This window comes from Siccirubricoccus sp. G192, assembly GCF_019084075.1.
Lineage (GTDB): Bacteria > Pseudomonadota > Alphaproteobacteria > Acetobacterales > Acetobacteraceae > G192.
Genome location: NZ_JAHREN010000002.1, coordinates 112,218 through 130,116 on the forward strand (window position 1 = coordinate 112,218; position 17,899 = coordinate 130,116).

Annotated in this window: 18 protein-coding genes; 12 read left to right on the forward strand and 6 right to left on the reverse strand. The window is 71.1% G+C overall.

Annotated elements, in window-relative coordinates:
- Positions 1–277: 277 nt before the first annotated feature.
- Positions 278–679 carry a response regulator gene (locus KSF81_RS27095; protein WP_217381989.1) on the forward strand — a complete coding sequence of 134 codons (402 nt, stop codon included), beginning with the start codon at positions 278–280 and terminating at the stop codon, positions 677–679.
- Here the strand turns inward: KSF81_RS27095 and KSF81_RS27100 are convergent.
- Entirely contained in the window at positions 657–1,220 is a 564-nt protein-coding gene (locus tag KSF81_RS27100) for a LysR family transcriptional regulator (RefSeq protein ID WP_217381990.1), read from the reverse strand. The two genes, KSF81_RS27095 and KSF81_RS27100, sit on opposite strands and share 23 nt — an antisense overlap.
- 333 nt (positions 1,221–1,553) lie before the next feature.
- Here KSF81_RS27100 and KSF81_RS27105 point away from each other — a divergent pair, with 333 nt between their 5' ends.
- Positions 1,554–2,378 carry a tripartite tricarboxylate transporter substrate binding protein gene (locus KSF81_RS27105; protein WP_217381991.1) on the forward strand — a complete coding sequence of 275 codons (825 nt, stop codon included), beginning with the start codon at positions 1,554–1,556 and terminating at the stop codon, positions 2,376–2,378.
- 286 nt (positions 2,379–2,664) lie between these two features.
- Positions 2,665–4,278 (forward strand): hypothetical protein, encoded by a 1,614-nt coding sequence (locus KSF81_RS27110; RefSeq protein ID WP_217381992.1) that lies wholly within the window; start codon positions 2,665–2,667, stop codon positions 4,276–4,278.
- Positions 4,279–4,777: 499 nt separating this feature from the next.
- Here the strand turns inward: KSF81_RS27110 and KSF81_RS27115 are convergent, their stop codons facing one another.
- Positions 4,778–5,764, reverse strand: coding sequence for an MFS transporter (locus KSF81_RS27115; RefSeq protein ID WP_309139768.1), 987 nt, complete (start codon positions 5,762–5,764; stop codon positions 4,778–4,780).
- Between the two features lie 384 nt (positions 5,765–6,148).
- Here KSF81_RS27115 and KSF81_RS27120 point away from each other — a divergent pair, with 384 nt between their 5' ends.
- On the forward strand, positions 6,149–6,874 hold the full coding sequence (locus KSF81_RS27120; RefSeq protein WP_309139769.1) for a recombinase family protein: 726 nt from the start codon (positions 6,149–6,151) through the stop codon (positions 6,872–6,874).
- Between the two features lie 179 nt (positions 6,875–7,053).
- Here the strand turns inward: KSF81_RS27120 and KSF81_RS27125 are convergent, their stop codons facing one another.
- Both KSF81_RS27125 and KSF81_RS27130 read right to left on the reverse strand, forming a co-directional pair.
- Entirely contained in the window at positions 7,054–7,308 is a 255-nt protein-coding gene (locus KSF81_RS27125) for a hypothetical protein (protein ID WP_217381994.1), read from the reverse strand.
- Positions 7,293–8,420 carry an MFS transporter gene (locus KSF81_RS27130; protein WP_217381995.1) on the reverse strand — a complete coding sequence of 376 codons (1,128 nt, stop codon included), beginning with the start codon at positions 8,418–8,420 and terminating at the stop codon, positions 7,293–7,295. Before KSF81_RS27130 ends, KSF81_RS27125 begins: the two co-directional genes overlap by 16 nt.
- A gap of 633 nt (positions 8,421–9,053) precedes the next feature.
- Here KSF81_RS27130 and KSF81_RS27135 point away from each other — a divergent pair.
- The 5 genes from KSF81_RS27135 (at position 9,054) to KSF81_RS27155 (ending at position 12,537) form a co-directional block, all read left to right on the forward strand.
- Entirely contained in the window at positions 9,054–9,608 is a 555-nt protein-coding gene (locus KSF81_RS27135; protein ID WP_217381996.1) for a hypothetical protein, read from the forward strand.
- Between the two features lie 110 nt (positions 9,609–9,718).
- The gene (locus tag KSF81_RS27140) at positions 9,719–10,114 is read left to right on the forward strand and encodes a hypothetical protein (RefSeq protein ID WP_217381997.1); all 396 of its coding nucleotides are present in this window, start codon (positions 9,719–9,721) and stop codon (positions 10,112–10,114) included.
- 377 nt (positions 10,115–10,491) lie between these two features.
- Positions 10,492–11,295 (forward strand): TerC family protein, encoded by an 804-nt coding sequence (locus tag KSF81_RS27145; protein WP_217381998.1) that lies wholly within the window; start codon positions 10,492–10,494, stop codon positions 11,293–11,295.
- A 20-nt stretch (positions 11,296–11,315) separates the two neighbouring features.
- Positions 11,316–11,522, forward strand: coding sequence for a hypothetical protein (locus KSF81_RS27150; protein ID WP_217381999.1), 207 nt, complete (start codon positions 11,316–11,318; stop codon positions 11,520–11,522).
- A gap of 217 nt (positions 11,523–11,739) precedes the next feature.
- Positions 11,740–12,537 (forward strand): metallophosphoesterase, encoded by a 798-nt coding sequence (locus tag KSF81_RS27155; protein WP_217382000.1) that lies wholly within the window; start codon positions 11,740–11,742, stop codon positions 12,535–12,537.
- Positions 12,538–12,674: 137 nt separating this feature from the next.
- Here the strand turns inward: KSF81_RS27155 and KSF81_RS27160 are convergent, their stop codons facing one another.
- The gene (locus KSF81_RS27160; protein WP_217382001.1) at positions 12,675–12,881 is read right to left on the reverse strand and encodes a hypothetical protein; all 207 of its coding nucleotides are present in this window, start codon (positions 12,879–12,881) and stop codon (positions 12,675–12,677) included.
- A 403-nt stretch (positions 12,882–13,284) separates the two neighbouring features.
- Here KSF81_RS27160 and istA point away from each other — a divergent pair, with 403 nt between their 5' ends.
- From istA to KSF81_RS27175, 3 genes are all read left to right on the forward strand, one after another.
- Positions 13,285–14,829, forward strand: a complete 1,545-nt coding sequence (gene istA / locus KSF81_RS27165; RefSeq protein ID WP_217378051.1) for an IS21 family transposase — start codon at positions 13,285–13,287, stop codon at positions 14,827–14,829.
- Positions 14,830–14,849: 20 nt separating this feature from the next.
- Positions 14,850–15,623 (forward strand): IS21-like element helper ATPase IstB, encoded by a 774-nt coding sequence (gene istB / locus KSF81_RS27170; RefSeq protein WP_217378050.1) that lies wholly within the window; start codon positions 14,850–14,852, stop codon positions 15,621–15,623.
- A gap of 309 nt (positions 15,624–15,932) precedes the next feature.
- Complete coding sequence (locus KSF81_RS27175; protein ID WP_217382002.1) at positions 15,933–16,517, forward strand: LysE family translocator; 585 nt, start codon at positions 15,933–15,935, stop codon at positions 16,515–16,517.
- Positions 16,518–16,798: 281 nt separating this feature from the next.
- Here the strand turns inward: KSF81_RS27175 and KSF81_RS27180 are convergent, their stop codons facing one another.
- Entirely contained in the window at positions 16,799–17,164 is a 366-nt protein-coding gene (locus tag KSF81_RS27180) for a hypothetical protein (protein WP_217382003.1), read from the reverse strand.
- Between the last annotated feature and the right edge of the window lie 735 nt (positions 17,165–17,899).

Sequence of the window (17,899 nt, forward strand, 5' to 3'; positions counted from 1 at the left end):
GACTGGAGCAGACATATTGCTGGAGGCGATTGGGTGAATTGTCTCAGTAATACTTTACGCGCATTTTATAGAATGGCTATTATCGAACTTCAGAACTGATATCATTTTGCATTAGCATGGATTCACATCGACAAGTTAGGACCCTGCCGTATTTCTTAACTCTATGTTGTATTTGTGTGGTATGGCTTGTCCATCGTTAGCCCTATTGGCTGCTGACGCCTGAGAGAATGACCTACCCGGTCCTGTGCTCCCGCCGCCTCGGCTAGGGAGAAAACCTATGACGGGATCGCCTGCGTTATTTTTGATTGAAGATGATGAACTGCTCCAGAACTTGCTGGAAATGGCACTCGACGACGCAGGGTTTGAGGTTGTTCTGGCCAGTAATGGCAATCAGGGGCTAGCGGAACTGGACGCCAACGCTGTCCGGTTCAATGCCATTATTACCGACATCAAGCTGGGGAAAGGGCCGGACGGCTGGGACATCGGGCGCCGGGCGCGTGAACTCGTGCACGATATGCCTGTTGTCTACATAAGCGGCGACAGTGGCTCCGACTGGTCGTCCAAGGGCGTGCCGAACAGCGTGATGCTGGCCAAACCCTTTGCCATCGCCCAGCTCATCACAGCGGTTTCCACGCTGCTGAACGAGGTCACCATCATCAGCGCGAAGAACTCCGACTGACGCCAACTGCCAGCGGATCCTCAAACAGGACTTCCACCCGCAGATCCGGCTCCGCCCGCGCCTCCGCCATCCGCGTCACGGCCAAGTCGAGGGTGCGGCCGCGCAGCCCCTCCAGCAGCTCCTTGGTCGGTGCGACGTCCACGCGGAAGCGCATCCTCGGGTGGCAGCCCGAGAGCCGGTCGATGACGGCCGAGACCACCGCAGTCATTGGCTCGGTGGCCCCGACCCGGACCTCGCCACCCGTGGGGTCCGCCAGGAAACGGATCTCCTCGATCCCCTGCCGCAGTTCGTCGAGCATCGTCGTGCCGCGCGCCAGCAGGACCCGCCCGTAGTTGGTCGCCGCGACACCCCGCGCCGAGCGGTCGAGGAGGGGCACCCCAAGCGCGCGTTCCATTTCCGCCACCGCCTTCGAGATGGCCGGCTGCGACAACGCCAAGCTCTCGGCGGCCCGCGCCATGCTGCCGAGATCGGCCACCACCCGTAGCGTGTGCAGGTCGCGCAGCCGGATCCGCCGCGCGACCCTGTCGTCCCGGTCTGCCATCGGGCGCCCATGCCAAATGGTTATTACCGCATGACAAGATACTACTTCCGCTCATCGGCACGCCAGTGTCTGCTTTCCAGCGTCGCCGGCCGTGGGGACACGGCCCGACCAGACAGCGGAGGACGACATGTCCCACGGCCAGACCACCGCGGCCCTCAGCCGCCGCGGCCTCCTCGCCGCGCTGCCCTGCCTCAGCGCCGCGTCCGTTCTCACCCCCTCGCGCCGCGCGACGGCCCAGGCGCAGGCACCGGTCGCGGCCTGGCCGGAACGCCGGGTACGGCTGATCACGCAGGCCCCCCCCCCGGCTCCTCCCTCGACCTGATCAGCCGTGTAATGGCCGAGCGCCTGGCTGCGCGCTGGGGCAAGCCTGTGGTGGTCGAGGGCAGACCCGGCGCCGACGGCATCCCGGCGCTGGAGGCCATGCTCGCCGCCCCGCCCGGCGAGGCGTTGTTCTCGACCAACCACGGCGTCGTCACCGTGACCCCGATCCTGCACCCGCGGCTCGGCTTCGACCCAATGGTCGAGCTCGCCCCCGTGGTGGACCTCACCGCCGACCAGTTCGGCGTCGCCGTCCCGGCGGCGACGGCGCCGCGCGATCTGGCGGACCTTATCGCCCGCGCACGCGAGCGGCCCGGCGCACTGAACTGGACGGCGGCGGCGGGCCCGCCCTACCTGGCCATGCGCGCCTTCCTGCGCGACGCCGGTCTCGACATGGCCTTCGTGGGCTACCGCGGTGTCGGCGCCGCCGTCGTGACCGAGCTGATTGCCGGGCGGCTCGACGCGATGATGGTGCCGCTGGCGTCGGTAGTGGGCGCCGCCCGGGAGGGCCGCCTGCGCGTAGTCGCCGTTACCGGGCCAGAGCGTGCCCCCGCGCTGCCGGAGGTGCCGACCAGCGCCGAGCAGGGCTTCCCCGGGTTCCGGCAGGAGGGCATCCACGGCCTGTTCGGCTGGCGGGGCATGCCAGAGGCGCTGCGGGCGCGGATCGCCGCGGAGGCCGCTGCCGCAGTGGCAGAGCCCGCCCTGGCGGAGCGCTTGCGCGCGGCGGGCCTGCTGGTGCGGGCGGGTGGCACGCCGGAGCGCTTCGCCGCCACGCTCGCCGAGCAGCGGGAGCACTGGGCCGCCCTGGCACGGGAGTTCGGGGCGAACCCGCCCTTCTGATCGGGAGCGAGTGCCGGGACACAGTCCAGGCGGTCCCCGCAGCGCGCGCTACGTGATCCATGCCGGCCTCTACGAACGGGGAACGGCGGGTGGTGACGCGCGGGTTGCTGAACGACGGGCCAAGCGTGGTGGTGACCACCACGGCCCAGGGCTGGGCACCGGCTGCTCTACTCCAGGAGTGTTCTTTCCTTTCCGCTTCCATTGTCACTGAGGCAGGTCCAAGGTGATCCGGTCGGCGCCGAGCACGCGCTTGCGGACGACCATGGCGCCGGGAGGACACAGAGCCATGCCCCGCGCCTTCGTTGCGCGCCTCGCCGCTCTCGGCGGGATCGCGCTCGCACCCTCCCTCGGCCTCTCCCAAACGCAGCACGACGGGCATGCCCATGCCGGCACCCCTCCCGCGGCTGCGGCGCTCGGCAAGGTGCACTTCCCCGTCGCCTGCTCGGCGGCGGCGCAGGCCGCCTTCGACGATGGGATGCGGATGCAGCATTCCTTCTGGTTTGAGGCCGCCGGCGAGGCGTTCCGCACTGCGCGCCAGGCCGATTCCGGCTGCACCATGACCCATTGGGGCGAGGCGCTGAGCCTGCTGACCAACCCGTTCAGCCAGCCTACCGCGGCCAACCTCGCCAAGGGGCGTGCGCTGCTCGACGAGGCGAAGCGCCTCGGCGCCCGCAACGAGCGCGAGGCCGCCTACATCGAGGCGCTCTCGCTGGTCTTCGCCGACGCCGACCTGTCCCGGCACCGCGCGCGCCTCGGCGCCTACCGCGACGCGATGGCGCGGCTGCACCAGAACTACCCCGACGACACCGAGGCCGCGATCCAGTATTCCCTGGTCCTTGCCGTCGCCGCCTCGCCGGCTGACAAGACCTATGCGGACCAGCTCCGCGGGAGCGAGATCCTGGAGCGCGAATGGCAGCGCCAGCCGGACCATCCCGGGATCGTGCACTACCTGATCCACCTCTACGACTACCCACCACTGGCCGAGCGGGGCATCCGCGCAGCCGAGCGCTACGCCGACCTGGCGGCGGAAGCGCCGCACGCGCTGCACATGCCCTCCCACATCTTCACCCGCGTCGGGCGCTGGGAGTCCTCCATCGCCACCAACCAGCGCGCCGCCGAGCGGGCGGTCGTGGCGGGCGACCCGGAGCAGGAGTTCCATGCCTCCGACTACATGGTCTATGCCTATCTCCAGACCGGACAGGACCAGGCGGCGCGGCAGGTCATGGACGGCGCAGGGTGCGCGACCGGGCCGGTGCGCAACGCGCACGCCTTCGCCGCCGCGGCGATGCCGGCGCGCTACGCGCTGGAACGCGGCGCCTGGGCGGAGGCGGCGGCGCTGGCGCCGCGCCAGACCGCCTACCCCTATACCGAGGCAATGACCCATTTCGCCCGGGCCATAGGCTTGGCGCGGTCCGGGCGACCGCAGGAGGGCGCGGCCGATATCGAGGCGCTGGCGCGCATCGCGCCCGGATTGCGGGGCCGCGACGCCTACTGGGCCGAGCAGGTCGACATCCAGCGCCAGGCGGCCGAGGGCTGGTCTGCCTTCGCTGCCGGGCGACGCGAGGAGGGGCTGGCGGTGCTGCGGGAGGCGGCGGAGCGGGAGGGGCGGACGGAGAAGGCGCCGGTCACGCCGGGTCCGCTCGCACCGGCCCGCGAACTCTACGCCGAGGCGCTGCTGGACGCAGGCCAGTATGCGGAAGCGCAGCGTGAATTCGAGGCGGTGCTGCGCAACGAGCCCCGGCGCTTCCGCGCGGTGTACGGGGCCGGCCGCGCGGCGGAGCTCGCCGGCGAGCGAGAGGCGGCGCGGCGCGCCTACAGCCAGTTGCTGGAGATCACGGCGCGGGCCGACACACAGCGGCCGGAATTGGAGCAGGCGCGGGCCTTCGTCGGGGTTCAGTGAGCCGGACTACATGCCGGTCTAGAGTGGGGCGCCCCGCCGGGCTGAGTTCCAAGGACGCGCCGGATGGGTAAATCGGGCGCCCACGGCAGGTCCCGAGAGCTTGCGATATCCGGTAGGCACGGTCTCTCCATGGACGTCGAGATCGCGCTCGCGGTGAGGAGCTGGTGGGACTGGTTGGGGAGATGTGGACGCGGCGCGGCCTGATTTGCTGCGTGTTGGCCTCAGCGCCCGGATGAAGGTCTGTGCCGCCCACCAGGGGCCGAGTTCCGCCAGAATACTGCGTCACGCGGCCCCGTTGTGGTGCCTCCAGACGATCGCCTCGACCGCGCGGCGCCGGTTGCGGTGCTCGGTCCTGGCGTGCGGCCGACATCTGTCGAGCCGTAGCGCAAGGTCCACCCACTCGCGTCCGCAAGCGCCCTCCTGCCATCTCCTCCCGGGCTTCGCCCGCCGTCCAACGCGCCGCATTGCGTCGCCGCCCACGGCCGGAGCGCAATCCTGGCTACGGGCGCCGCCCACCCGCCCGCGGCCACAGCGCCAGGGCCATGGCCGCGAGTTGCGCCGCGACGACCAGCATTGGCGCCGTCCATCCTCCGGTGGCCGAGACGGCCGCGGCGCAGAGCATCGGGCCCGCCGAGTAGCCGATGAAGCAGACCAGGACCGTGCCCGAGGTAGCGTCCGTCACGCGCTCAAGCGGCGTCAGCCGGGCCACCTCGGCGAGCAGCAACCCGCCCCAGCTGGTTGCCGCGAAGCCCGCCGCGCCGGCCGCGAGGAGGAACAGGCCCACCGGAGCCCCTGGTGGCAGGAGCACGAAAATGGACGTGAGGCCCGAGGCGAAGAGGGCTTGGAGGAACAGGTTGCGGGCGGGCGTGCCGGTGCGGTCCGCCAGCCAGCCGAGTGCGAGCCGCCCCACGACCCCGGTGCCCTGCATGACCGCGTAGGCCGCGCCGGCCTCCACCAGCGTCAGGCCACGCGCCTCGACGAGGAAGGCGACCGTCAGGGCGAAGAGGCAACCCTGCACCGCATTGAAGGAGCAGGCCAGCACGGAGAGGGGCACGAGCAGCGGATGCAGCCGCAGCGCCGCGAAGGGCGCCGCCAGGTTGGCTGGGGCGAACAGGGCCGCCGGACCGATCGGCCGGTGCGGCTCGCGCTCGTCGTCCAGCACGGGTCGCAGCGGTTGGATGGTCAGTGCCGCGGCCAAGGCCAGGCCGGCCGCCAGCCAGAGCGCGGCCGCCCAGCCCGCCAAGGCGGCGACGGGTGGCAGCGCCAACCCGGCCAGGGCGCCGCCGAGCGGGGCGCCGGCCAGCTTGACCGAGAAGATCAGCGTGCGGTGCTCCGGGGGGAGCCGTGCGTGCCAGGATGCGGCTGCCCGCCGGGTGGGTGGGTCCGTTCCCCAAGCCGAGCAGCAGGGCAGCTGCGAAAAGGGCCCAGGGCACCCCCGCCGCGACAGTGGCGACGGCGACCGCAAGGCCTGCCGCCGTGGCGGCACCGCCGAGTTGCAGCGAGCGGACCGGCCCCAGCCTCGCCATGAGTGGGCTGCCGCAGGCGAGGAAGGCCATCGTCGCCGCCGCGGTCAGGCCGGAGAGGTATCCGATGCCCTCGGCCGGGAGGCCGGCGGCCCGGGTAACCAGGGGGGGCAATGGCCGGCATTGCCTGGCAAGCGAGGAAGACGACGGTCTGCATGAGCAGCGTCGTGCCCAAGGCGGCCATCCAGGGCGCCACCCTCGGGCGGGTGCCTGCCCGGGCGTCGGACGGCGGAGCCATCGCCAGCTCTCGTGCCTGAATGGAACCAGCCTAGGGCCGATCGGGGCGGCCGTTCAACGACGTCCTGCGGCTGACTTCCATCGGAGCATAGGCCTTACGGGCCCTGGTCGTGGTCTCGCTCGACCGCCTGGCCCGCTCGCTCTCCCACCTGCTTGAGGTGATCGAGGGCCTGCAGGGGAGGGGGGCCTTCTTCCGCAGCCTCAAGGACCCGGTGGATACCGCCAATCCGCAGGGGCTCTTCACCCTGCAGGTGCTTGGCGCCGCAGCCCAACTCGAGCGGGCCCTGATCCGCGAGCGGACCCGGAGCGGCATGCGGGCGGCGGCGGCCCGCGGCCAGCGCGCCGGCAACCCCGGCCTGCGGGCGCGCGACCCGGCGGCGATCCAGAAGCTCTCGGAGGCCCGGCGGGCGGCCTACCTGCGGCAGCTGATCGCCGCGGCCGACCGCTGGCTGCCCTCGGTGCGCCGGTTGCGGGCGGATGGCCATGCCTGGGAGGAGGTGGTGCGCTACCTGAATGCCCGCCGCGGCGCGGGCGAGCCGGCCTGGAGCGAGGAACGCCTGCTGCAGGCGGTGCGGCGCTTCGTGGCCGAGGGGCTGGCCGAGGCGACCCTGCTGGCCCCGGCGCCCCGGGCGCGGGCGCCGGACCGGCTCCTGGCGGGGGTGGCGGGCATCCTGCGCTCGGACCCGGCCGCGACGCTGCGGCAGATCGGTGCCCGGCTGGAGGCGATCCGCGAGCCGACCCCGCGCGGCGGCAGCCGCTGGCGGCCCGGCTCGGTGGCCCACATCGTCGCCCGCGCCCGCAAGGCCGGACTGTTGCTAGAGGTACCAGGAGTCTAAGGGGGGGCCATCCGGTCCGACCGCTGTGCGCTCTTCTCGGTCATCTCCTGGATGCGCCCGACTTCCTGAAAGCGGACAAAGCGCACCCTGCCTTGGCTGATCGAGATGGGCGGAACCCCGACGCCGAGATCTCGACCTGTGAACGTCCGGCTCCCCCGAGCGGCACGACTCTCCGCGCCTCAGCGGGCCGTGCCGGGACGCGGGGGACACTGCCCGCCGCCGGCCGCGCCGGTGAGCACGAGCCGCGCGGCCACGAGCGGCACCACGGTGGCCAGCACCAGCGCTGGCAAATAGCTCCCCGTCAGGTCGCGCAGCGCCCCGAAGATCCCGGGCGCGCAGGCCATCACCGCCTGGTTCATCGCAACCGCCATCGCTGCCACGCGCGGTGCGTCCGCACGCCCGAACTCGGCCTGCACGATCAGCAGCGGCAGCACGCCGAGGTTGCCCCCCCCGCGAGGCCAAGCAAGGCGCAGCCTGCCAGTGCCATCGCGGTGGATGCCGTGCCGGGCGGCATGACGACCGCGCCGAGCAGCAGCGCCCCGCCCCCGCACGCCTGTGCGCCGAACGTCGCCGCGGCCGCAGCGCGCCGGCTGCCTCCGCGGCCGAGCACCCAGCCTACGCCTGTACGTCCGGCGACCATGCACCCGGCCGCCAGCGAGAGGGCGCCCGCCGCGGCGGCGTCCCCGAGCCTCGGCGCGAGCAGCGCCAGCATGTGCGCATAGAGCCCGACCAGGGCGGACATGCACAGCGCGAAGGCCACCGACATGGTGGCGAAGCGGCGCTCGCGCAGCAGCGCCAGACGCCCGCGCGGCGCGGGAACCAGATGTGGGCATTGCAGCCCTGCGGCGGCACCGGTTACCGGGCCGGCAGCGCCCATCTCCGCCTCCCCGTCAGGGGCCAGGCCGAGCGAGGCAGGCGTCGGGCGGAGGTAGCGTCCCGCCAGCGGCCAGAGCACCAGCAGGGCCGCGGCGCCGACCACCACCGCGGCGCCGGGGAAGCCCAGCCCGGCGATCAGCGCCACCCACAGCAGCGGGAAGAGCACGCCGCCCACGGCGCCGCCGTTGAAGGCCATGGCCAGCGCGGCCGGGCGGCGCCGCTCGAACCAGGGCGCCACCATCGCATTCAGGGCGGCGCCGTTGGTCGCCGCCCAGCCGGCGCCCGAGAGCGCCGCGGCGAGGAACGCCTGCCATGGCTCGTGCGTCAGTGCCCAGCCGAGAGCACCGGCCGCAAGCAGGACGACGCCGGCGCGGGTAGTTCCGGCAACGCCGAAGCGCCGATGCGCTTCGGGTAAGAAGGAGACCAGCGCGGCGGCGACAAGAAAGTGCGCCGTCACCGCGGCGGAAACCGCGGAGACCGCCCATCCATGCTCCGCGAGCAGCGTCCGCAGGTAGATGGCGGGTCCGAAGAAGCCGATGCCCCAGGAGAAGAGCGCCGTGGCGAAGGCCGTGGCGACCACGCGCCAGCCGAAGAACACCTCCTGTGGCCGGCCCGAGGCGGATTGGCGCGGCGCGATGGGCCGGCGAAGGAAGGGGACTTGGCCTACCACGCCACCTCGCTCTCCCCGGGCAAGGCTGCGAGGCCGCGGCCGGCGACCATCACCTTCGGGACACCGATGCGCGAGATGATCCGCCCGGCGACGAAGGACAGGCATACATGGCAAGGACGCTCCACTGAATCCCGAGGTTGGCGCCGGCTTGTGACAGCCCGCGGGCCGGGCCGCATCCGCCTCCGGCCTCCCCTGTCGCGCGCCCGTTACGGAACAATATCTTTGCGATTGTGTTCACATCCAGCCGCGAGGTCCCGCGCGGCGGGGCCGGGCGCTCCTCTTTCCTCCGCTCTGGGAGCGCCCGACCTCCCTGCCAGCGATCCTGGAATCACCCTGATGGCCCGCTTCGTGTTTATCGTTCTCGCTTTTCTTTTCGGGGCTGGGCTCTTCGGAATCGGAGCCGCACTCGACACCTCCCAGCCGCATCTCCAAGCGTCAACCTCCGCGCGGTAGGCTGGCGCGGGATCGGCGCGAGGCCGGAGGGTGCCCCGGGGGCCTTCGCGGCCCCCCCCACCCCCCTCCAAAAGCCCGCCCCCCTGGTCGCCCCCACGATATCCAGCGCGGGCCTACTTCCGAGAACGGAATGTATGCGCAGAGGGCGTCTACACGAATGTCGATGGGATCGAGCTGCCGATGCGGCCGGGCAGCGTCCTGCTGACCCCCGGCGACGGGTGGCACAGCCACCTCAACGAAGGCACGGCCGATGCCTACTGGATCGACGTGCTGGACGTGCCACTGGTCCAGGCGCTCGAGCCGATGTTCTTCGAGCCGCATCCGGACGAGTTCCAGCCGACGCTGCGGCGCGCGGACCGGCACGACTTCCTCTTCGACAGGGACGCCATCGAGGTGCGGCTGGCGGCGGACGAGGGTGGCGGCGACCAGCCCTTGATCCTTAACCTGTCCTCCCCCGCCATGCCGACCGTCGGCATCCACATGCTGGGATTCGGCCGAGCCGGCGGTGCCTTCCGGATGCGGGAGACGTCGAACAACATCCTCGCCGTGGCGGCCGGCAACGGCGAGGTCACGGCAGGCCCGCTGGCCTCGGCCTTCGCTGCCGGCGATGTCATCAGCGTGCCGATGTGGGCCGACACTGTGATCACCGGCCAGCCTGGCACGAGGGTGCTGCGGGTGACGGACGCGCCGGTGATGGCCATGCTCGGGCTGTTCCGGAGTGCGACCGGCTCCTGACGGAAGGGTAACAAGACCCTGCCGGCCGCACCTCGCCTCTGAACGTTCGATCCGCCGCACGTCCTGGCGCCCGGCTGCCCATGTCTGGGGCACAGACAGGGACAGCCGCCTTGGATTTCAGACTTCTGCACCTTATCGCCATGGTAATCGACGCCTGTGATCGGCCGCCAGACCGCGGCCCTAGCCACCCGCCGACCGAGACCATCCGGGTCGTGGCCACACTGCGCCGCTTCCTGCGCGAGGGCACGCCCTGGCGCAGCCTGACCGCCACTGAGGACCAGGCCAGCGGCTCGACCCTGCGCCGCTGCCTGGCGCATTGGGCTGGGACGGGCCTGCTGGCGAAGGTGCACGCCCTGCTGGTCGGCATGCTGCGCGGCCATCCCGACCTGACCCTCGCCCCGCCAAGGCCCGCGCCAGGAGCCGCCAGGACGCGCCGGGAGGTCCGGGGCGAGGCGGCGGCCCTGTCTGGCCCGCTGGCCCTTGGCCCCGCCTGCGGCCTTCCATAGCCCGCCAGGACGGCGCGGAAGGCGCGACCAGGGCAGGATCGCAGCCGGGAGAGATCGGCCAGGAGCCCCGCCAGGAGGCCGAGGCCGCCCGCTGGCGCGCCCGGCGCGACCAGGGCGCAACATTATTGGAGCGGGAGGCGGCACGCCGCCGAAGGGCCGTCGCTCGTGGCTGCGGCCTAGGCCACAGGGCTTCAAGCCCGTTGCGCGTAACGCTGAGGACGTGAAGCGCGGTTCAGCGACGCCGGGGCTTGAACCTCCGCGCCATCGTTTCTAGATCGGCCGCCAGGGTCCGGGTCCCTCTGGCGGCTGGCCGCAGCCGCGATGTCGGGCAGTGTTATGCCCCTGCGCCGACGGGCGCGATCGTGTGTGGATCCAGGATGACCGAATACCTGCTCGCGCTCCTTGCGGACCCGGCCGCTTGGGCGGCGCTCGCCGCGCTGATCGCCATGGAAGTGGTGCTTGGCATCGACAACCTCATCTTCATCTCGATCCTCACCAACAAGCTGCCCGAGCACCAGCGCGAGCGGGCGCGGCGCATCGGCATCGGCCTGGCGCTCGGCTTGCGCGTCGCGCTGCTCGGCACGGTGGCGATCATCGTGCAGCTGACGCAGCCAATTTTCACCGCCTTCGGCCATGGCTTCTCCTGGCGCGACCTCATCCTCATCGCGGGCGGGCTGTTCCTCGTTTGGAAGGCGACCAAGGAGATCCACCACAACGTGGACCCCGACCACGGCCCTGACATTTTCGAGCCCGGGGCGACGACCATGGCCTTCGGGGCCGCGATCGGCCAGATCCTCGTCCTGGACCTTGTCTTCTCCATCGACAGCATCATCACCGCCGTCGGCATGACCGACGACGTCCCGATCATGGTGGTCGCCGTGCTGGTGGCGGTGGCGACCATGCTCCTCGCCGCCAATCCGCTCGCCAACTTCATCCGCGACAACCCGACGGTGGTCATGTTGGCGCTCGGCTTCCTGATCATGATCGGCATGGCGCTAATCGCGGAAGGCTTCGGGGCCAAGATCCCCAAGGGCTACATTTATGCCGCCATGGCCTTCTCGGCGGCGATCGAAGCACTGAACATGCTGTCGAGCCGCGCCCGCCGGAGACGGGTAGCCGCGCTGCCGGCGAGGGCGAGCCACGACGTCGGACAGCCGCAGCGGCGCGCCGATCTACCCTGACGGCAGGGGGGGATGCACCGATGCCGGGCGAGCCGAGCGAACAGGATGCCAGGGCCAAGCGCATCATGGCCTGCGTTGGCGTGGCGGGCTTTGCGACGCTTCTAATCGTTATCCTGGTCCGCGCCGCCCAAGACGGAATCGGCGCGCTGACCTTCAACGACTGCGCAACGATAGTGGCCTCACTGGTGGGCGGAATCGCGCTGGCGCGGACGGCGCGGCTGCTATGACTTGCCAGGGCGCGGCGGTGGAGGCGGCCCGCCCGCCAGGGCACTGCCCCGGCGGCGGCTGACCCGTCCTGGCCCTCGCCCCGCCAGGAGCCGCCAGGACGCGCCAGGAGTGCTGCGAACTCGGGCCAGCCTGGCCCGTTTCACCGGGCTCAATGCGCATAATCCTCGCCGGCACTGCCTCTCGTATTCCCGGCCGCGGGACCGCCAAGGCCGCCTGATGCGCACCATTGCGCACATCTCCGACCTGCACTTCTGCCGCATCGACCCTGCGGTGGTGGAGGCGCTCGCGGCCGAGCTGAACGCCGACCCGCCCGACCTCATCGCGGTCAGCGGCGACCTCACCATGCGCGCCCGGTCACAGGAATATCGCGCCGCCCGGGCCTTCCTCGACTGCCTCCGCGCCCCGGTCCTGGCCGTGCCGGGCAACCACGACATCACTTCCTACTGGCTGCACGAGCGCTTCCTCGACCCCCTCGGCCGCTGGCGCCGCTTCATCGCCGAGGAGGCCGAGCCGGTCTGGACCGATGCCGAGATCGCGGTGGTGGGCGTCAACACCGCTTCCCGTGCGGGCGCCTTCCTCGACTGGTCGCAGGGGCGGGTCGGTCAGGGCAGGCTTCGGCGTGCCGTGGAGCGGCTGCAGGCGCTGCCGGACCACCTGTTCCGCATCATTGTCGCCCACCACCCCTTCCTGCCGCCGGAGACTGCACCGGAGACCCGCCTGGTCGGCCGGGCGGAGGCCGCGCTCGCCGCTTTTGCGGGGCAGGGCGTGCGCATGGTGCTCTCGGGCCACCTGCACCTCGGCTACATGCGCGCCCGCGGTGCCGCCGCAGGGGCCGAGACCGCCGGCGGTGCTGCGGGATCGGGTGAAGGCGAGCTACTGGTGGTGCAGGCCGCGACCGCGACCTCCACCCGGCTGCGGGGCGAGCCGAACGCCTACAACCGGATCCGTGTGGAGGACGGCCGCGCCACCGTCGAGGTCCGTGCCTGGGACGGTAGCCGCTGGGCCTCAACTTGATCCGGCCATCTGCCGCCTATTCCGAGCAAGCCGACGTGCCGGCTGATACCGACGCGTTCGCCGCCGACGTATAGGCTCGCCTTCCAACTCACGCCGTTCAGGCTTGACGCAAGTGCTGAGAGAACCCGAGCGCTGACCTACCGCTCGGGTGCCGTCACGGCCCACGTGTGGCCGTGGACCAGGCCTTCATCATACCCGGCATCGATCGTCGCCGCGCCCGGTGCCGGCGTGGCGCTCAAGGCGTCGTCCGACGGCTTCATCGCGCCGGGCCGCGGCATGGCCGGTTCGGTGGCCCAGCGGTGGCTATGGACCAAGCCCTCATCGTAGTTGTCGTGGTCTATCATCGCGCTCTCCTAACTCTGGGGCACCGGCGGATGGGGGAGGGCCGGCGCGGGTCATGGAGGGATAAGGCGACGACCGCTGGAAGCGTTCGAGGTGGGTGGCCCCGGTGGCGTGTAAACCTGTGAGTGCTTTCACCTCCGAGGCTTGTAAAACCGTCAATGCGCCGCCCTCCACCAGGGGCCGAGTTCTGCGGGGATGCCACGCCAAGTGGCGCCATTCCGGTGCCACCAGATGCGTATTCCAGGTGATCGCGGGCACTGATTCCACGGGATCGTGGGCAGGGTTTCCACGGCAAGGCGGGCAGCGATTCCACGGGATCGCGGGCACCTGAGAGGGGGTGCCGGGGCTGGTCTGGCGACAGTCTGAGCGGGCTAAGGCGGCCTCGTCCCTGACGAGGTCTGCTGGATGCCAACCGAGAGATTGTCGATGCGCCGGATCCGCGATGTGTTGCGACTGAAGTACGAGGCCCGGTTGAGCGAGCGCGCCATGACCGCGGCGCTGGGCGTCAGCAAGGGAGCGATCGGGTCGTACCTGAGCCGAGCCCGAGCGGCCGGGCTGTCCTGGCCGTTGCCGGAGGGGCTGACCGACACGGAACTCGAGCGACGGCTGTTCCCTGGCCCGCCGGCGGCCGAGACGGTCGCCAGCCGGCCGGTGCCGGACTGGGCTGAGGTGGAGCGGGAGCTGCGGCGGCGCGGCGTGACGCGGGCACTGCTGTGGCAAGAGTACCGGGCGCGGCATCCGGACGGCTTCGGCTACTCCTGGTTCTGCGAGGCCTATGAGGCCTGGAAATCCCGCCTGTCGCCGCGCATGCGCCAGAGCCATGTCGGCGGCGAGAAGGTCTTCGTCGACTTCGCCGGCGACACCATCGGTGTCACCGACCCCGACAGCGGCGTGGTGTGGCAGGCCCGGCTGTTCGTGGCGACCATGGGCGCCTCCAACCTGGTCTTCGCGGAGGCCCGCGCCAGCGAGGGGCTGGCGGACTGGATCGGCGCGCATGTCAGCCTGTTCGCGGCCCTCGGCGGCGTGCCGAAGTTCGTGGTCTGCGACAACCTGAAGTCGGCGGTGATCAGGGCCGATAGGTACGAGCCCGGGCTGAACCGCTCCTACCTGGAACTCGCCGAGCACTACGGCACCACCATCCTGCCGGCGCGGCCGGGCAAGCCGCGTGACAAGGCGAAGGTCGAGCAATCGGTGCTGCTGGCCGAGCGCTGGATCCTGGCCCGGCTGCGGAACGCCCGCTTCTTCTCGTTGACCGAACTGAACGGCGCGATCACCACGCTGACCGCCGACCTGAACGCCCGGATTATGCGCGGCTTCGGCGCCAGCCGGGCGGAGCTGTTCGCCGCGCTCGACGCGCCGGTGCTGCGCGGCCTGCCGGAGCGCGCCTACGCCTTCGCCCAGTGGAAACGCTGCCGGGTCGGGCCGGACTACCACGTCGAGGTCGAGGGCCACTGGTACTCGGTGCCGTTCCGGCTGATCCGGCAGGTGCTGGACGTGCGGGTGGCCGAGGGCACGGTGGAGGCCTTCCACCGCGGCGAGCGGGTGGCCAGCCATCCGCGGGCCCGCCAGCGGCGCGGGCATAGCACTGTGCCCGAGCACATGCCGAGCGCGCACCGCCGGCACGCCCAGTGGACGCCGGCCCGGCTGCTGGAGGAGGCGGCCCGGATCGGCCCCGCGACGGTAGTGCTATGCGAGACGGTCATGGCGGCGCGCCCGCATCCCGAGCAGGGCTTCCGCACCTGCCTCGGCATCCTGGCCCTGGCCAGGACCTATGGAGCCGCCCGGCTCGACGCCGCCTGCGGGCGCGGCGTCAGCATCCGGGCGCGCTCGGTGGCCTCGATCCGCTCCATTCTGCAGAACGGCCTCGAGCGGGCCTTTCTGGACGAGGAGCCGGAGCGGCGGCCTCCCCCGCTGCACGGCAACATCCGTGGCGGGGGCTACTTCCACTGACCCGCGGCAGAGAGGACCCCATGCTCGCCCACCCCACACAGGAGCAACTGATCGCGCTCGGCCTGACCGGCATGGCCAAGGCGCTGGACGACCAGCGACGATCGCCCGACATCGCCGCGCTCGGCTTCGAGGAGCGGCTCGGCCTGCTGGTCGACCGCGAGGCCGCCGAGCGCGAGAGCCGGCGCCTGGCAACGCGGCTGAAGTTCGCCGCGCTGCGGCACGACGCCAGCATTGAGGACGTCGACCTGCGCGCCCCTCGCGGCCTCGACCGGGCGCTGTTCCAGCGGCTGGCCGCCGGCGACTGGCTCGACCGCCACGAGGGTGTCCTGATCACCGGCCCGACCGGTGTCGGGAAAAGCTGGCTGGCCTGCGCCCTCGGCCACAAGGCCTGCCGTGACGGCCGGCGTGTGCTCTACCATCGCATCCCGCGGCTGTTCGAGGCTATGGCCCTGGCTCGTGGCGATGGCCGCCATGCCCGCATGCTCAAGGCGCTGGCCCGCGTCGACCTTCTGATCCTGGACGACTGGGGCCTGTCCGTCCTCTCCCAGGCCGAGCGGGAGGACGTGCTCGAGATCCTGGAGGACCGCCATGGCCGCGGCTCCACCATCGTCACCAGCCAGGTGCCGATCGAAGCGTGGCACGAGGTGATCGGCAGCCCAACCCTCGCGGATGCCATCCTGGACCGCCTGGTCCACAACGCACACCGGATCGAGCTGAAGGGGGAGAGCATGCGGAAACTGCGCGCCAAGCGGGCGCCGGCCAGCGAAACGCTTGACGCCGGGCAGCGGGCCTGACTCCATTACCACGTCGGCAGATCAGCCTGCCCGCGATGCCGTGGAACTCGCGCCCACGATCGCGTGGAACGGCTGCCCACGATGCGTGGAATACGCACCACCAGACGATCGCAGCGATCGTTCGCCGGAGGTCGCCATGTGGCGTGCTCGCGCGGGGCCGGACCAGCTCGATCAAGGGCCCGAGCCTCGCCCATTGCTCGTCGGTCAACAGCTGTTACCCATGCCAGTCGATTGCCCCCAAATAGGCGCGAGCATCCGGGTCATTCATGGCTCGATCGCCTCCATGCGACGAAAGGTGCCTCAGACGGCATGGAAGACCCCGTCCTCTTCGTGCTCGCGGTGCTGGCCGTGCTCGGCACGCCGGGTCCGACCAACACGCTGCTGGCCACCGCTGGGGCCACGGCCGGGCTGCGGCGCTCCCTCCCTCTGATCGTGGCCGAGGCGGCCGGCTACACCGTCTCCGTCATCACGCTCGGGCTGGTGCTCGGGCCGGTGGTGGCGGGAGCACCTTTGCTGGCCGGGGCGCTGCGTGCGGCGGTGGGCGTCTACCTACTGTCCCTCGCTCTCCGCCTGTGGCGCCGCGGCGGGGCGGCCCTGGCGACGGGGGCGGTGGTGACGCCATGCCAGGTCTTCGTCACCACGCTGCTGAACCCGAAGGCGATCGTCTTCGCGCTCGGGGTCGTGCCCTTCGGGGCGGGGCGGGGCGTCTGGCCGCCCTACATGCTCGGCTTCCTGCTGCTGCTGGTCTCGGTCGGCGCGGCCTGGATCGCAGCGGGCGCGATGCTCGGGGGTGCCGCAGGCCGGCGGGGCTGGGGCGGGGCGGTGCCGCGGGTCGGGGCTGCGGCGGTCGGGAGCTTCGCCGTCCTGCTGCTCGTGGCACCTTTTCTCCGCTAGGGTCAGAGGGCGTTGCCTGGACGGCCGTAGCCGGCGGACCAGGGCAAAGAGGTTCTAACCGACCTTGACGAACGAGGCGGGTTCGGCCCCGCCAGCTTGCTACCCGGATTGGATGGCAAGGCAGCTCTGGGCAGGACGGGACAAGCTGACGTCCACGAAGTGCAGGTCGAAATCCCACTTCGCCTTGCATATCGGCCCGTGGGCCGCCGCACCAGCTGCGGCAAAGCCTGGGCCCGGTCGAGCGTGATCTCGCTGAAGTAGTCGTACCAGCCGTCGGCTTGTCACGCGACGGCTGCTTCCTGCGGGGTCTCCAGACCGAGTTCCTGCCGCAGGTGGGCGAAGCGGGCCGGGTCCATGGCCCGGCGATCCAGCGCCAGCTGCCGTAGCGCTGCCAGCCCTGCTTCCGTGAACATGGCCCGAGGTCCCATCCGCCCCGGCCGGAGCTCGACCAGGCTGCGCTCCAGCATGCTCTGCACGGCCGGCGGCACCTTCGGCTCGCCCTTCTGGGGTCCGCCGCGCCAGGTGCGCAGGAACAGACCCTCGGCCAAGCTCGGGTATTGACCGAAATGCTTGCCCATCTCCCGCCGGATCAGGTCGCGCTCCGACGCGGTGAACGGGGAGGGCAGGTGAGTCGCTCGACTGCTCATCGGGCGATGCTACCACGCGGAGGCGATTCGCGTGCGGGCCGCCTACGGTGGCGTGACCAGTCACCACGAGTGTGGCCAGCCGGCTCGCCCGGGCCGAGCGAGCTATGGGAGCAGGAAGATGTCGTCCTCGACTCCTGTGGCCTCGGTCATCAGACGGATGAGCTGCTCGCGCTTGTGGGACATCGTGCCCTGCAGCAACGGGCACCAGCGGGTTCCTGCGATACCCGATTGGTCCGGTGCCTCAAGGCGCCGTTCGTGGCCTGGACCCGAAGCCGGCCCGGGGCAGGGGCACGGAGGATGCGAGGACGCGCCGCTGGCCGTCTGCCTCCCACCAGTCCGCACCCCGCAGGTAGCAGGCCAGCAGCGCGTCCCGATTAGGGGAATTCGGCATAGCTCCTCACCTCCTTACCCTGACCGCGAAGCGCCTTATCGAGGGGTGTCCAATCCGCCAGGATGAGCTTGCCGCTCTCGAGCTCGAAGTAGATTGCGATCTGCTGGCCCTCGTACCCAACCGACCAGCCCGGTCTGGGCGCACTTGCCGCCAGGGGGGATGGCGGTGCGGGTGAGGGTGATGACGGCCATACGGAGCACTCCCAGGAGCAGCCGTTCAGGCGCACGTCCACGATGATGTCCTCGCTCTCGCCCTGTCGTCCAATGTTCTGAAATCATTACTGCCCGTTCGGCGCTCATTCCCAGCGCGGTTAACGCCGTGTCGGTTCCTTGGGTGCCAGGCTT